A 13,682-nucleotide genomic window follows, 5' to 3' on the forward strand; every position below is an offset into this window, starting at 1 on the left:
TGCCTGGGTTCGAATCTTGGAAAATGTCAGGTGCGGGGCTTGTTCTGGGGCTGCCAGCCGGGAAAGTCCGGGGCCGGCTTGGGCGCGGCTTTCCAGGGGCCGTCGGGCAGGTGCATGCGCCACTGGTGCTGTTCGGGCTCGCGGAAGCCGGGGGTGTAAGGCTTGCGGATGCCGGGCAGGAAGGCGACGTCGTAGGTCTCGGTGACCTGGCCTTCGATGGTCAGCCAGTGGTCTAGCTGGCCGGTGCCGAGATTGAAGACCAGCAGGCCGCAACGCTGGTAGAAACCATGGTCCTCGAGCTTCTGGGCCAGGTTGATCTGCCCGACCAGTCCGTTCTTGTCCGGCCGCAGGCGCGAAAGGGCGACCACCGCGTGATCGCCGACGAAAGCGATGCCGCGGGCGAAGCCCTGACACAGGACGACCGGCACGAAACGCTTGCTGGCGAAATCCACGTAGCCCAGTTGGGCCTCGCCGGAGTTGATGAGCCACAGTTTTCCGTCGTGCCAGCGTGGTGAGTGGGGCATCGACAGGCCTTCGCAGACCACCTCGTTGCTGCGCATGTCGATCACGAAGCCGCCATGGCTCTTGACGCCCTTCCAGCCGAGACGGGTGTCGAAACGCCCGCAGATCGTGGCGTAGGCCAGTTCGCCGTCGACGGCGCAGATGCCGTTCAGGTGGCAGCGGTCTTCCGGTGCCAGCACGCTGATGAAGTCCGGCACCCACACCGGGCGGAAGGTGTAGTGCTCGTCCGGTGCGGCGACACAGCTGAACTGGGTATTGGCGTACAGAAACGCGTAGTGCTGCCCCTGGAAATGCACGTCGGCCAGCACGTCGTGGGTGTTGCTGTTGCCGACCATGTAGCCCTGGCGCGGCATGTAGATCGCGTCGTAGTGCTGGCCGGCGATTTCGTCAGGGCCGGTGTTGGAGAAGCGCCAGATCTGCTCCCGGTTGCCGACCCACAGCTTGTCCTGGTCGATGGCCAGGCCCATGGCGGTGCCGACGACCCGCTCCTGCGCGTAGATGCTCCCGTCAGCATGGCTGCCGAGGAAGAACAGGCGCCCCGTCTGGTAGGTGGAAAAGGCCAGCGAGCCGCCCGACTCGGCCAGCCAGCGGGCCAGCCCCGGGGAGGGTGTGAGCAGTGGTTTGCCGGCGGCCCGGCGGAGTTCCGGGGACGATGTGCCGGCCTCGTCGAAGCCGCTGCGCTGATGGTCTGCCGGTGTCCAGGCGTTGAGCTGTAGATCTGCCATCGGATGGATACGCTAGGTGTTGTCTGGGTGGTTAACAACCTGACGGGCGATTTCCGCCGTGTCCAGGTTGCGGGTGTCAAAGCGGAATTCGGGCGCTTCCGGAGGCTCGTAGGGGGCGTCCCAGCCGGTGAGGCCCTGGATCTCGCCGCCCCGGGCCTTGGCGTACAGGCCTTTCGGGTCGCGTCGCATGCATTCCTCCAAGGGCGTGCTCAGGTGGATCTCGATGAACTGCCCTGCGGGGACGCGGCTTCTTGCCTGCAGCCGGTCAATCCGGAAGGGGGAGACGAACGCACACACCACGTCGAGGCCCGCGCTCCACATCAGCCGGGCAACTTCGCCGGCGCGCCGGATGTTCTCGCTGCGGTCGGCGGCCGACAGCCCCAGGTCGGCACACAGTCCTTTGCGCAACTCGTCACCGTCGAGAACAACGGTCTGGCGCCCGCTATTCTTGAGGGCGGCGGCAAGGGCTGTGGCGAGCGTGGTCTTGCCGGCTGCGGGCAGGCCGGTAATCCAGTAGATATGCGGTGGAGCGGCCATCCGGATGGTGTGTCGGGTTGGGTTCTAAGTGAGTCGGGAGTCGGGGCCGTGGGCCGCGACAGACGCGTCGCACGCTACCATGGCGACCCAGCGCCGCCAGTGGAGTCACGGCGCTGAATTGTGACATTGGTTACGGTGCTAAAGATGTTTGTAATTCTATCGATATGGCCGATGACGTGATGGCTGGGGCTGCGCCCCTTGCCCCTGGGCAGGGGCCCCGACCGCTGTTGCCAAATGAGCCCCGTGTGCTCGACAAGGAGGCCGAGCAGGCCCTGACCGAGCGCTTCCTGCTGCCAGCTCTGCCCGCGTTGGAGGCGCTGTTCCGGTTGCTGCGGGGCCAGATTGACCCGGCCTTGCGTCAAACGGGGCCGGGCAAGGCCGGCAAACCCTATCCGCTGGGCTGGTGTCTGGAGATTTCCCAGGCGGTGCAGAACGCCCTGCAGCGCTTGCAGCCGGTTTCCTTGCCGCCCCTGGCTGCACAGGGGTATGCGGCACTGGCGGCATTCCTAGCCAATGGGGGGCGTTTCCGGCAAGTGTGGGGAGACTTGCGGGGCGAATATTTTCAGAATGCCTTCCTGGCAGGCACGCTCTATATCGATGCGTCCAACGACACCGTGGTGCCGACCAAGCCGCCCGTGGAGATCCTGCCGCTGGAGCAGGCGCGTTTTGTGCCGATCGAGGATTTCGAGCACTTCGGGCGGGTGGCTGCACGTTATTGGGGGGCGCAGGCCTTTCCCAACCACGTGTTGCCATCCCTCGCGCCTTATTTCCCCTTGCTCACGGTGACGGCGGAGGGCGCGGTGTGCCTGCAGTCCGCCACCAATTACATGATCGCGTTGACGTGTACCGCCGGTTTCCAGCCCAGCGAGCAGGTGCTGGCCGCCCGGCCCATGGATCGTGATCTGGCGGGGCGGCTGGCTCAGTGCCTGGCAAACCTGCCCATAGAGGTCGTTCAGGAACCGGCACGTGGCCGGGCCCTGGCCTTAGGGGCGTGTCGGGAGTTGCGGGCCTGCGGTGCCTCTGCTTCCGATGACCACCGCACAAGGGCATGTCTGGCCATGCTGGAGGTCAATCGGGTGCTTGAGGGCGTAGTGCTTGGCAGGCGAGGGTGATGGGCCAGCTGACCGGATTACATGTCTCCGTCCACCCCGCCAGCTACCTGCGGCGCATCGGCCATCACCGTAGGCGGTGTCAGTGCCGCAATCCCACGCGCACACTCCAAAAAACGCGGCAGGCAGGGGTTGGCATTGCCCGCCGCCCAGATGAGCCCCTGTTCGACCATCCGTGGGGCGGACACCGGGAGGAATACCGCGCCGGGTAACTGCATTCGGCTCATCGACTGGGGCACCAGGGACACGCCGAGCCCCTCCGAGACCAGGTTCACGATCGTCTGCTGAAGGTGCGTTTCGAGGCGGACATGCGGTTCAAAGCCGTGCTCGCGGCAGCAGCCGATCACCATTTCGTGCAGGGCTGGGGCGGTACTGGCGGGAAAGGTGATGAAGGGTTCGCCGGCGAGTTCATCTACAGCGATCTCGGGCCGGGCGGCCAGCCGGTGTCCCGCAGGAAGTACCGCACACAGCGGTTCCAGGTAGACGCGCAGATACTCCAGCCCGGCGGGGCGTTGCCACGGGAAGGCGATGCCGATGTCGGCCTGGCCGGAGAGCAGGGATTCGTTGAGTTCCCGCGGCAGCACCTCGTTGAGCTGGATGTCGGCGTCTGGGTAGGCATCCCCGAAACGTTTGACCAGCCGCGGCAGAACGCTCCACGCCGCGCTCATCGTGAAGCCGACGCGCAACACCCCGCGCTCGCCCCGCGCGGTGGCCTGGGTGCTGCGCACGGCGGCGTCGAGGGAGGCGAGGATGCGTGCTGCCTGTTCGTGGAAATGCCGGCCGGCGGCGGTCAGCTCGACTTGCCGCGACGTGCGCTGGAACAACACGACGCCGAGCGCTTCCTCGAGCGCCGCGATCTGGCGGCTCAACGGCGGCTGGGAGATATGCAGCAGGGCGGCGGCGCGACCGAAGTGCAGGGTGTCGGCAAGAACCACGAAGTAGCGCAGCTGACGAAAGTCGAGGGTCATCGATTCCGATTCCGTATCAATCTTGGCTTTATATAGCATTGGACGGTATGGGATGCGAAATCCTAAGCTGCTCGTCACTTCATCGCTGAGCAGCGCCCCATGTCATCCATCATCAATGTCGTCCTGCCGATTTTTGGTTTGATCCTGGCGGGCTACCTGTGTCGCCGCGGGGGTTGTCTCGGCGAAGGGGCCTCCGCTGAGCTCAACCGCTTCGTCGTCTGGCTGGCCCTGCCGGCCCTGCTGTTCAAGGTGACGGCGACGACCACCTGGGCGCAGATCTGGCAGCCGGGCTTCATCGCCTCGGTGTGCGGTGGGTGCGCATTGGTGTTCGGTGCCACGGTGCTGTTGCGGGTGAGGCAGTTGCGCGGACTCGCCGATGCCAGCATCGACGGGCTCAGTGCCGCCTATTCCAACACCGGATTCGTCGGCATTCCGCTGTGCGTGTTGGTGCTGGGGCAGGCGGGCTTGCTGCCGGCGATCGTCGGGACGCTCATCGTTACATGTGCCTTGTTCGGTGTCGCCATCGTGCTGATCGAACTCAGCCTGCAACGGGAACAGAACCCGCTGCGGGCCCTGGCCCGGGTGGGGCGGGCGCTGGCGACCAATCCCTTACTGGTGGCACCTGTGCTGGGGGGCGCTTGGGGAATCACCGATCTGCCTCTGGCGCCGTCTTTCGAGCAGTTCCTGTCCCTGCTCGGTACTGCTGCCACGCCTTGTGCGCTGGTGTCCCTGGGGGCATTCCTGGCACAGGAGCAGGACGGCCGGCACGAGGGGGCGACGGGGCTTGCGTTGGCCAAGCTGATGCTGCAGCCGCTGGTTACGGCTTTTCTGGCCTTCCGGGTGTTCGAGTTGCCCACGCTGTGGGCCAATTCGGCCTTGCTGTTGAGTGCCTTACCGACCGGAACCGGCCCGTTCATGCTGGCCAGCTTCTATCGGCGCGAAGCCGCGCGGGTATCGCGCGTTGTCCTGCTGACGACACTGGGGTCGGTGCTAAGCCTGTCGTTGTGCATCCAATGGTTGGGGCATTAGCGGTGCGAACGCCCTTCAGGCGGCCTGCAGGGGGCTGATGGCGCGCGCGCTGGGCTGCTTCGTCGCCCGTTTTTCCCGGTACATGCCTTCGTCCGCCCGATGGAGCAGTGTGTCGGCGCTGCAATAGTCGTGGGGGCCCGCCTGGGCGAGGCCGATGCTGAGGCTGACCGGTTTGTCGTTGTTCGACGAGACGGCGTGCCTCAGCCGCGGCAGGTAGGTGTCACGGATGCTGGCCTCCGTGCTGTTGGGCAGAATGACGCAGAACTCGTCTCCACCACAGCGAAAGCACACGTCTTCCTCCCGGGAGACCTGTTTCATTGCTTCGGCGACCGAGCACAGGATCTCGTCGCCCCGCTGGTGACCGAAGCTGTCGTTGATCAGCTTGAAGTCGTTCACGTCCATGTAGGCTACGGTCACGGGCTCCCGGCGTCGCTGGGCGCCGGACAGGACGCGACTCAGGGTCTCGTTTAGGTGGCGCTTGTTCTGCAGGCCGGTGAGGGGATCGGTCTTGCTGAGTTCCTCGAGCTGTAGCGTGCGTTCGCGGACTTTCTCCTCCATCGAGAGCGCGTACTGTTCCGACTTGTTCTTGGCGATTTCGATCTCGGTGACGAGGCTGCGGATGTAGGTCTCGAAAACCAGCGTGACATCGAAATGGATCAGTTTCTGCAGGGACTCCAGCGTTGGCCGGAGCTCGCCGATGCCCGCGCGCGTGTCGCTGAGGGTGCTGGTCAGCAGGCTCAGCAAGGTGTGCACGCCGGCCAGGTAGAGCTTGGGTTCGACGCCGATGCGTTTGTGGACCATGCCGATGCGCAGGCGGTTGTTCACATATTCGAGGCCATAGTCCCCGGAGAATAGATCGAGGATGTAGCGTCGCTGGGCGCTGCGCAGGCGCGTGAGAGTATCCGCATCGCCGATCAGCAGGGCGATTTCGGGCTCGCTGGTCTGGGTACGGTAGAAGCACGCTACGAGATCGTCCAGTTGGGCTTCGATGAACGGTTTGCAGGCGATCAGCCGCTGCATGTCGTGGGGACCGAAGTTGAGCAGGTTCTTCCGGTGTTCGATCTCGAACTCGGTGATCCGGAGCTGCTCGAGCAGGGTCTGATTGGTCTGGTTCATGGTGCGAATCCTGTTTTTCGCCTGGTGCCTTTTAGGCGTGGAGGCGGAATCGACCGACGGAGGACGACAGCGCAGCCGACAGGCTGGTCAGGTCGTCTGCAGCGGTGGCCACTTCCGCTGCGGCCTCGGCGTTCTCCTCGACCATCTGGACGATCTCGTCGATCTGGCGCGCGATCTGCTGGCTGGCCGTGGCCTGCTCGTCAAGGCCGGTGGACACCTCGGTGATCACGTTCATGACGGTCTCGGCATTGGCGACGATTTCGTCGATTTCCTGGCCAGCCTGCTTCGCACCGGCCAGTCCGCTCTGCATCTGGGTGACGGTGGCCTGGATCTGCAGGGCGACGTCCTGAGCCCCGCTCTGGATCGCCTCGGTCACGCTGGTGATCTGGATGGTTGATTGCGCAGATTGCTCGGCCAGCTTGCGGACCTCGTCGGCAACCACTGCGAAGCCGCGGCCCATTTCGCCCGCGCGGGCGGACTCGATGGCGGCGTTGAGGGCCAGGAGATTGGTCTGGCTGGCGACGGTCTGGATGACCTTTACGATCTCCGAAATCCGCAACGTCGCCTCGCCCAGTTGGGAGGCATTGCGGGCGCTGTGTTCGATGCGTTCGCTGACCTTGGTGATCTGGTCAACCATGTCGTTGATGCCGAGGGCGCCGCTGGAGGCGTGTTCCCGGGCCTGCGTCGAGGTGTCGCTGGCGGCGCTGCCGAGCAGGCTCACATGGGAAATGGAGGAGGACAGCGCGTCCAGCGACTGGGCCATGGAGGCGGCCAGGCCGGCCTGGGTTTCCGAGCCGTGGCGAACCTGGTCAGTCGCATGGGACAGGTGATGGGTGGCTTCGTGCAGGCGGACGTCGGCCTGGCGGATGGTCTGCACCATCTCGCGCAGGGAAAGCTGCATGCTTTGTACTTCCCGCTGCAGTGCCGCCACTTCATCCTTGCCCTGCGGCTGCAGGTCGCTGCTGAGGTCGCCGCCGGCAATGCGTTTCACCGCGGCCAGTGTGTCGGTCAGCTTGTGCCGGATGCCGCGGGCGATGGCCAGCGCGATCACGGCGGCGAACAGTACGAACGTGGCCGCGCCGCCGATCACCGCGCGGGTCGTCTGGCGGGCACTTGCCTTGAGCGTCTCGATCGCAGTGGTGTTGGCCGTGCGCACCTGTGCGAGGTAGACACGAGTGGCCTCGTTGAGGGCGAGGGCTGCCGGCCAGTGGGCGGCATGGAAGAGGCGGTTGGCGTCGGCCTGGGCGCCGTTCGAACCCAGGCTGACGATCTCGCGGGAGAGCATTTCGAAGGTCTGGAGCTGCTCCCGTATGCCCAGGGCGGCTTGGGGCAGGCCTTGGTCTGCGCTGGCGCCGTGTTCCAACTCGGTGATGCGCTGCATGGCGCTGTTGGCCGCGGCGATGTGTTGATCGGTCGAGCGGCCGACTTCGGTCAATGTCGCCGGCTCGGTTTCGATGATGGCACTGCGGACCTGGATACGGATCTGCTGGATTGCGTCGTTGAGCCGGGTCACGGCATCGAGCTTCGGCGTGAAGGTTTCCTCGATCTGCCGTGAGGCGTCCTCGATGCGGGCGGAATGGATGGTCACGTAGGCTGCGACCGCAACGAAAATCGTGGCGATCAGCGCAAAACCGACGAGGATTCGGGTGGCGATGGAGCTGCTTTTCATTTCTGGACCCAGGTTCAATCGAGAACGTGACAGACGTCGGTCCGCGGCGATGCGGCCATGCCTGTCCGGAACGGGGCCCGTGGTCAGGCCTTGCGGCCCTGGCCCCATCGGGAAAGCCGTCAGAACAGCTCGACCATGTCCTGCCCTTGGCCGCGCCCGGCATTAAGCGCCGCGAGTACCTGCGAGAGCTGGGCGTCGAAGCCTCCGCCCTTGGCCAGACACCGCAGGATCCTCTGCACGGATTCATCCATCGTCGCGCTGATCTCGGCCTCCTGGCTGTTGCTGATGTCGAGCCAGGCATAGGTCTTCTCGATCCCCTCGATCATCTCCTGCAGGAGCAGGCGGGTATCGCACAGCGTTACGCGGGTTTGATCGCCCAGGACATTGACGGCCAGCTCCGCTTCACTCAGGGCAACCTGGATCTGCTCGGCGCGCTTTTGCCCTTCGAGCCGCAGATCCACATTGACCGCCATCACTTCGGCCGACTCGGCGAGGATGGCCAGGCTGTCACGCAGGATGCCGGCCCGCTCCTGCTCCGCCTGTTCGTCGGGCATGTTCGACACGATGATGGAGACCCGGTCGTAGTTCACCACCAGGTGGCGCTTGAACTGGAACAGGCGGCCCATGCCCCTGACGTTCTCGAGCATCGAGGTTTCGAGCGGGGAGGGTGTGCTGTTAGCGCTGGAAGCCGTCGCTCCGCCGTCCGGATGGCGGATCAGCACGCAGGCTTGCAGGCCGAGGTCCTGGATGGTGGTCAGCAGGTTGTTGGCGAGGTCGGGGTAGTCGGTAACTGCCATGTTGCGCCGCATGAACTCAAGCAGGGTGCCGGTCTGGCTGGCGCTGGAGAGGAATCCCATGGCCATCCGTTCCAAGGTCTTCTTTTCCTGTTCGAGTGCCCTTTGAGCGCGGTGCTGGCGAATGGCCAAGGCTATCTTGCGCGGAAAGATCTCGGGGTTGGCGGGCTTCAGGATCAGGTCGTTGCCCCCCGCGTCGAAGGCGTCGAGCTGGCTTTCGAGCGTGCTGCCACAGGCCACGAAGAGGATTGGAATGTCCAGAAACGTCCTGAGCTTGCGGCAGGTCTCGTAACCGTCGATGCCGGGGAGCGTAACTTCGAGGATGATCAGGTCGAGGCTGCGCGCCTTGCACAGCTCGATGGCCTGCTCGCCGGATGCGGCGGTCAACACATCGAAGTTGCAGCCGAGCATGCTGCGATGCGCGCTGCGTGTTGTTACATCCCCATCGACAATCAGAACCCGTCCTGTGGTCTCGTCATCGAAAGCGGGGATGAGTTGGGGGGCGGGTTTGTCACTGGAAGCGATGGCTCGCACGCGCGACCTCCTGGCTCGGAATCAAACAATTTTTATCAATTTTATGAATTTGATGTTTATATTGAAATGAAATTGTTATATCTAATAATTTGTAGATTTTATCTGTGGCCGAGAAAGCCAGATTTTCCGCGTAGAGAGGGGGTTGAAGTCGGGGCTTATCTTGGCGTGGTGGAAGGAAGTGAAGCCTTAGGCTGGGGTTTATATTGAAAAATTTAACAAATTTAATAAAATAAGATCAACTTCAAGCCGACGAGACCATCATGGCTACCGAGTTGATGTATCGCTTTTGTGTCCGGGAAAAGCGCTCTCAAGTATCTGCCTTCCACACCCGCAAATCCTTCATCACGCCGCTCTTCTATACGGAAGAGGCCGCACATGAGCGCTATGAAGTCATTGAACGCCTGGAGCACACGGCGATTCTGCGCGATACCCTGGTCCTGCAAATGGAGTCGCAGTGTCCTGATTAGGCTGCGGGTGCAGCAGGTGTGCCGAGTGTTGTAGCGGGAAAGGGCCGCCTCAGCGACGGTTCTTTTCCTGTTGGGCGCTCAGCGTTGCCAGCGTGAGCCGCAGGGATTCGGCCAGTTGCCGGGCTGCCGCTAGCGTGTTGGGGTCGTGCCTGCGGGCATCGATCATTACGCTGCTGGCCTGCGCCTGGAGGGCGTGGGCGAAGAGGTTGCCTGCAATGCCCTTGATCTCGTGGGCCTTGCGCTCTATCGCCTCCAGGTTTCCCTGAGCGATGAGTTCGTGCAGGCCTTCGACGTCATTGCCGTGGTTTTTCAGCGCAAGGCTGATGAGTTTGTCGATGAACCCGGGGTGCCGCTGGTAGCGGATGTTCAGGCTCGCCCAGTCGATGGGCTGATCGGTTGGGGGCTCTGCCGGGGCCGTAGGGGTTGAGGCGATCCCGGGCTGGGTGTGCAGTCCGAGGTGTTGCCGGATCGCTCCGCTCAGCTGCGCCATGTCTATCGGTTTGGTGAGGGTTGCGCTCATGCCGGCCGCGAGGCAGCGCTCATGTTCCTCGCGGAAGGCATGGGCGGTCTGGCCGAGGATGGGGAGCTGCGGGTAGCGCTCATGGATTATCCGGGCTGCGCTGATGCCATCCATGACCGGCATCTGGATGTCCATCAGGACGAGCCGGATGGAGGGATCAGCGTCCAGCGCCGCGATGGCCTGCGCGCCATTTTCGGCGAGGACCACGTCGGCGCCCAGGCCGTGCAGCATGTCGTCGATTACGGTGCGGTTTATCTCGTTGTCCTCGGCTACGAGGATCCGGATGCCGGATAGCGGATCGCCGGCGGGCGTATCGGGCGGGGCGCCCGCGTCCGCTACGCTTTCGATGCTCTCGGTACAGGGCACGCGCAGGGTAAAGGTGCTGCCCTGGCCTGGCACGCTGCTGGCCGTGAGGCTGCCTCCCATCAGGCTTGCCAGGCGGCGGCTGATGGCCAGTCCCAGCCCGGTCCCGCCGTAACGGCGGGTGGTGCTGCTGTCGGCCTGTTCGAAAGGCAGAAACAGGCGTTCAAGCGCCTCCGCGGAAATACCGATGCCGGTGTCGCTGACCCGGAACTCCAACTGACCGTCGTCACCCCGGACGGAAAGGCGAACTTCGCCGGACGTGGTGAACTTGACCGCATTGGACAGCAGGTTGAGCAGGATCTGCTGGATGCGGACGGAGTCTCCGACGCAGGCCGCCGGTAGATCGGACAATTCGCTGGCCAGTGTCAGCTTCTTGGCTGAGGCTGCGAGGCTGACGGCTTGCAGGGAGTCCCGGACCAGTCCGGCGACGCTGAAGGGGATCGCTTCGATCTCGAGCTTGCCGGCCTCGATCTTCGAGAAATCGAGAATATCGTTGATGACGGTCAGTAGCAGTTTTCCCGAATCCAGGATGCCCTTGAAGGTCTGCCGGGCCTGCGCGTCATCCGCGCTATCGCGGAAACCGATTTGGGCCAGCCCGAGCACGCCATTGAGCGGGGTGCGGATTTCGTGGGACATGTTGGCCAGGAAGGCACTCTTGGCCCTGCTGGCTTCTTCCGCAGCCTGCTTGGCAAGCATCAGCTCGGTGGTCCGTTCATCAACGAGCTGTTCGAGGTTTCTGCGGTACTGCGCGAGCTCCTGCTCGGTGCGTTTGCGCTCGGAGATGTCCCGCGCGATCTTGGCTGCGCCGATCACCTCGCCGGCGTCATTGAGGACCGGAGAAATGGTGATTGCTACATCGATGATCCGGCCGTCCTTCCTGACCCGCCGGGTTTCGTAGTGGGCGACCGTCTTGCCGGCAGCGATCTGCCCGAGAGTCAGGGATTCTTCATTCCGCAGGTCGGGGGGATACAGGCGGGAAATGGACTGTCCCAGCATCTCGCCGGCCGAATAGCCGAGCAGGGCCTCGGCGCCAGGGTTCCAGCTGGTCACTTCACCGGCCAGGGTCTCGCTGATGATTGCGTCGTCGGACGAGCGGACGATCTGTTCGAAATGGCGCGCCGATCTCTCGGATTCCCGGAGCCGGGTGATGTCGATGAAGGTTGCGAGGAACAGCGGGGCCTTCTTGGCCGGCAGCGGCGTGCCCGCGACCAGGACGGTGAGTTGCTCGCCCGATTTGGTCGTGATTTTCACTTCTAGTGGGGCGAAGGGGGTTCCGTTTTCCCGAATGGCCGTCGTATGTTCATCCCACGCCTGCTGGACGGTGTGGCGATATTCCGGGTTGGGGTAGGCGCGCGGCCACCAGTCGCCGACGGTTGGAATGTCGCTCCGGTCATAGCCGAAGGTCCTGACGAAGGATCTGTTCAGAAAGGTGATGGCGGTTGTTTCGTCAAACACGCCCATCGGAATGGGCGAGGCCTCGATGAGGGCTTCGAATTGGGCGGCCGACTGGCGCAGCTGCTCCTGCAAGGCGATCTGTTCGGTAACGTCCTGCACCGTGCCGTGCAGCATGTGAATGGCCCCGCTGGCATTCCGGTCCGCTTCTCCGCGCGCCGTGAGCCACAGGGTGCTGCCGTCCGCCCGCTGGACCTCGATGTTGCAGACATAGGCGCTGCCGTGCGTACGGCACTGGTCGACCGCCGCCGCGAGCCTGCTCCAGCTTTCCGTGCTCAGAAACCTGGCGATCTCGGGGTAGCCCACGGGTGGGCTGCCCGGTGCGAGTCCGAAGAAGCGGTAGACGTCGTCCGACCAGTAGTGGGTGTCGCTGTGCAGGTCCCATTTCCAGTAGCCCAGCTTGGCCAGGTGGCTGGCGACTTTCAGTGCCTCCTCGCTCTCCCTGAGCAGGGTTTCCGCATGCTTTCGCTCGGTGATGTCGCGGGATGATGCATAAAGCAGCTCGGTATTGTCGATGACGATAGGCCGCAGGCTGACCTCGGCGGCGAACTCGCTGCCGTCCTTGCGGCGGTGGCGGGTCTCGAAACGGGTTGGTTCGCGGGTGCTGAAATAGCGGGTCAGTGCCTGGGGCGCTTGCGCTTCGTCGAGGGTGGTGTCCCATTGCGAAACCGCCATCCCGATGAGTTCTGAGCGCGGGTAGCCCAGCAGGTGGCAGAAGGCATCATTGGCCTCGATGATGGCGCCGCTCCGGTCGAGAATATGTACGCCGTCACTGGCATTCTTCAGCAGGGCGAGGGCGTGGGCGCCCTCCCGGCGCAGCGCGGACAGCATGCGCAGCAGCAGGATCGTGAGGGCGCAGGTCACCGCGGCAAAGACGAGCAGGGCGCCGATGGTTTGTTTCAGGCGCTCGTGCCAGGGGGCCAGGTAGTCGTCCTCGGCAAGGCCGACGATCAGGTGGAACGGCAGCGCGGACAGCCTTTGATAGGTGATGAGGCGGGTAATTCCGTCGGGCGTGGTGCTGGTGTGGTAGGAGAAATGGCTGCGTCCGGACGCAATGCCGTCGATCAGCGTCTTGTTGTAGATGGGAGCTCCCAGCCGGCCTTCGGGCTTGTCCAGTCCCGGATGGCGGGTGACCAGCCTGAGCTGGGCATCCCGCAGGATGGCCAGGCCGCGGGGGCCATAGTCGATTTTGGTGAGCTGCTCGTAGAGATACTGGACCGGCACGCCGATCGACACGATGCCGGCAAAGCGGCCGTCCGGATGGCGGTAACCCTTCACCACCGGGACGATGGGAACGCGGGTGATCTGGCCGATCACGGGATCACTGACCAGCACGCCGGTCTCCGCCTTCTCCTGGAGCTGCGTGAAGAAACTCCGTTCGGCCCAGGAGGCCGCCCCGGGCACAACGTCCTTGCCGAGGATCACCCGGCCGCTCTCGTCGGAGATGCGGATCTGCGCGTTGAGCGGGATGCGCGACTCTTCACGGGTGAGCAGCGCCGTCACCGGCCCCGTCTGCAGGCTGCCGTGGTCGCGCAGTACTTCCTCCAGCCGGTCGACCACGCTGCCGAGCGTCACTTCAACGCGGCCCATGCTGGCCGCGAGGTTCTCGTCGAGGGCGCGGGCGAGGTTGCGGCTCTGCGCTTCTGCCCGTTGATCGTAGATGGTCCGGCTATCCACGAGGGAATAGACACCCATGAATATGGCGAGGCAGTTCATGAGCACCACCGACGCCACCAGGGCCCGGCGGAAGGCAAACTCCTTGTCGATCGACAGAGACCTGAAGATGGATCGCATTTCCTCGAAAAGGGTTGCCTGCGTTTAGGGTCAGATCGCGTCTGTCACCAGTCTAGCCCCTGTGGATGAGGGCGGGCCAGAAG

10 protein-coding genes are annotated in these 13,682 nt (G+C 64.0%); 3 read left to right on the plus strand and 7 right to left on the minus strand.

Annotated features, from left to right (window positions below; all coding sequences use genetic code 11):
- Nucleotides 1-26 precede the first annotated feature (26 nt).
- Both ACE3RX_RS14005 and cysC read right to left on the minus strand, forming a co-directional pair.
- Nucleotides 27-1,247 (minus strand): TIGR03032 family protein, encoded by a 1,221-nt coding sequence (locus ACE3RX_RS14005; protein ID WP_374484786.1) that lies wholly within the window; start codon nucleotides 1,245-1,247, stop codon nucleotides 27-29.
- Between the two features lie 12 nt (nucleotides 1,248-1,259).
- On the minus strand, nucleotides 1,260-1,784 hold the full coding sequence (cysC, locus tag ACE3RX_RS14010) for an adenylyl-sulfate kinase (protein WP_374484789.1): 525 nt from the start codon (nucleotides 1,782-1,784) through the stop codon (nucleotides 1,260-1,262).
- A 245-nt stretch (nucleotides 1,785-2,029) separates the two neighbouring features.
- Here cysC and ACE3RX_RS14015 point away from each other — a divergent pair, with 245 nt between their 5' ends.
- Nucleotides 2,030-2,896 (plus strand): hypothetical protein, encoded by an 867-nt coding sequence (locus tag ACE3RX_RS14015; RefSeq protein WP_374484792.1) that lies wholly within the window; start codon nucleotides 2,030-2,032, stop codon nucleotides 2,894-2,896.
- A 17-nt stretch (nucleotides 2,897-2,913) separates the two neighbouring features.
- Here ACE3RX_RS14015 and ACE3RX_RS14020 read toward each other — a convergent pair whose 3' ends face one another.
- On the minus strand, nucleotides 2,914-3,861 hold the full coding sequence (locus tag ACE3RX_RS14020) for a LysR substrate-binding domain-containing protein (protein ID WP_374484796.1): 948 nt from the start codon (nucleotides 3,859-3,861) through the stop codon (nucleotides 2,914-2,916).
- Between the two features lie 99 nt (nucleotides 3,862-3,960).
- Between ACE3RX_RS14020 and ACE3RX_RS14025 the strand changes: the two genes are divergently transcribed.
- Nucleotides 3,961-4,890 (plus strand): AEC family transporter, encoded by a 930-nt coding sequence (locus ACE3RX_RS14025; RefSeq protein WP_374484800.1) that lies wholly within the window; start codon nucleotides 3,961-3,963, stop codon nucleotides 4,888-4,890.
- A 15-nt stretch (nucleotides 4,891-4,905) separates the two neighbouring features.
- On the opposite strand, the gene ACE3RX_RS14030 is transcribed toward ACE3RX_RS14025, so the two are convergent.
- From ACE3RX_RS14030 to ACE3RX_RS14040, 3 genes are all read right to left on the minus strand, one after another.
- Nucleotides 4,906-6,006, minus strand: a complete 1,101-nt coding sequence (locus ACE3RX_RS14030; protein WP_374484803.1) for a GGDEF domain-containing protein — start codon at nucleotides 6,004-6,006, stop codon at nucleotides 4,906-4,908.
- Between the two features lie 31 nt (nucleotides 6,007-6,037).
- Nucleotides 6,038-7,675 carry a methyl-accepting chemotaxis protein gene (locus ACE3RX_RS14035; RefSeq protein WP_374484807.1) on the minus strand — a complete coding sequence of 546 codons (1,638 nt, stop codon included), beginning with the start codon at nucleotides 7,673-7,675 and terminating at the stop codon, nucleotides 6,038-6,040.
- 119 nt (nucleotides 7,676-7,794) lie between these two features.
- The gene (locus ACE3RX_RS14040; protein ID WP_374484811.1) at nucleotides 7,795-9,003 is read right to left on the minus strand and encodes a two-component system response regulator; all 1,209 of its coding nucleotides are present in this window, start codon (nucleotides 9,001-9,003) and stop codon (nucleotides 7,795-7,797) included.
- A 260-nt stretch (nucleotides 9,004-9,263) separates the two neighbouring features.
- Here ACE3RX_RS14040 and ACE3RX_RS14045 point away from each other — a divergent pair, with 260 nt between their 5' ends.
- The gene (locus ACE3RX_RS14045; protein ID WP_374484814.1) at nucleotides 9,264-9,470 is read left to right on the plus strand and encodes a hypothetical protein; all 207 of its coding nucleotides are present in this window, start codon (nucleotides 9,264-9,266) and stop codon (nucleotides 9,468-9,470) included.
- A gap of 49 nt (nucleotides 9,471-9,519) precedes the next feature.
- Here the strand turns inward: ACE3RX_RS14045 and ACE3RX_RS14050 are convergent, their stop codons facing one another.
- Nucleotides 9,520-13,599 carry a PAS domain S-box protein gene (locus ACE3RX_RS14050; protein ID WP_374484818.1) on the minus strand — a complete coding sequence of 1,360 codons (4,080 nt, stop codon included), beginning with the start codon at nucleotides 13,597-13,599 and terminating at the stop codon, nucleotides 9,520-9,522.
- Between the last annotated feature and the right edge of the window lie 83 nt (nucleotides 13,600-13,682).

The sequence above is a fragment of the Zoogloea sp. genome (assembly GCF_041914405.1).
Taxonomy (GTDB): domain Bacteria; phylum Pseudomonadota; class Gammaproteobacteria; order Burkholderiales; family Rhodocyclaceae; genus Zoogloea.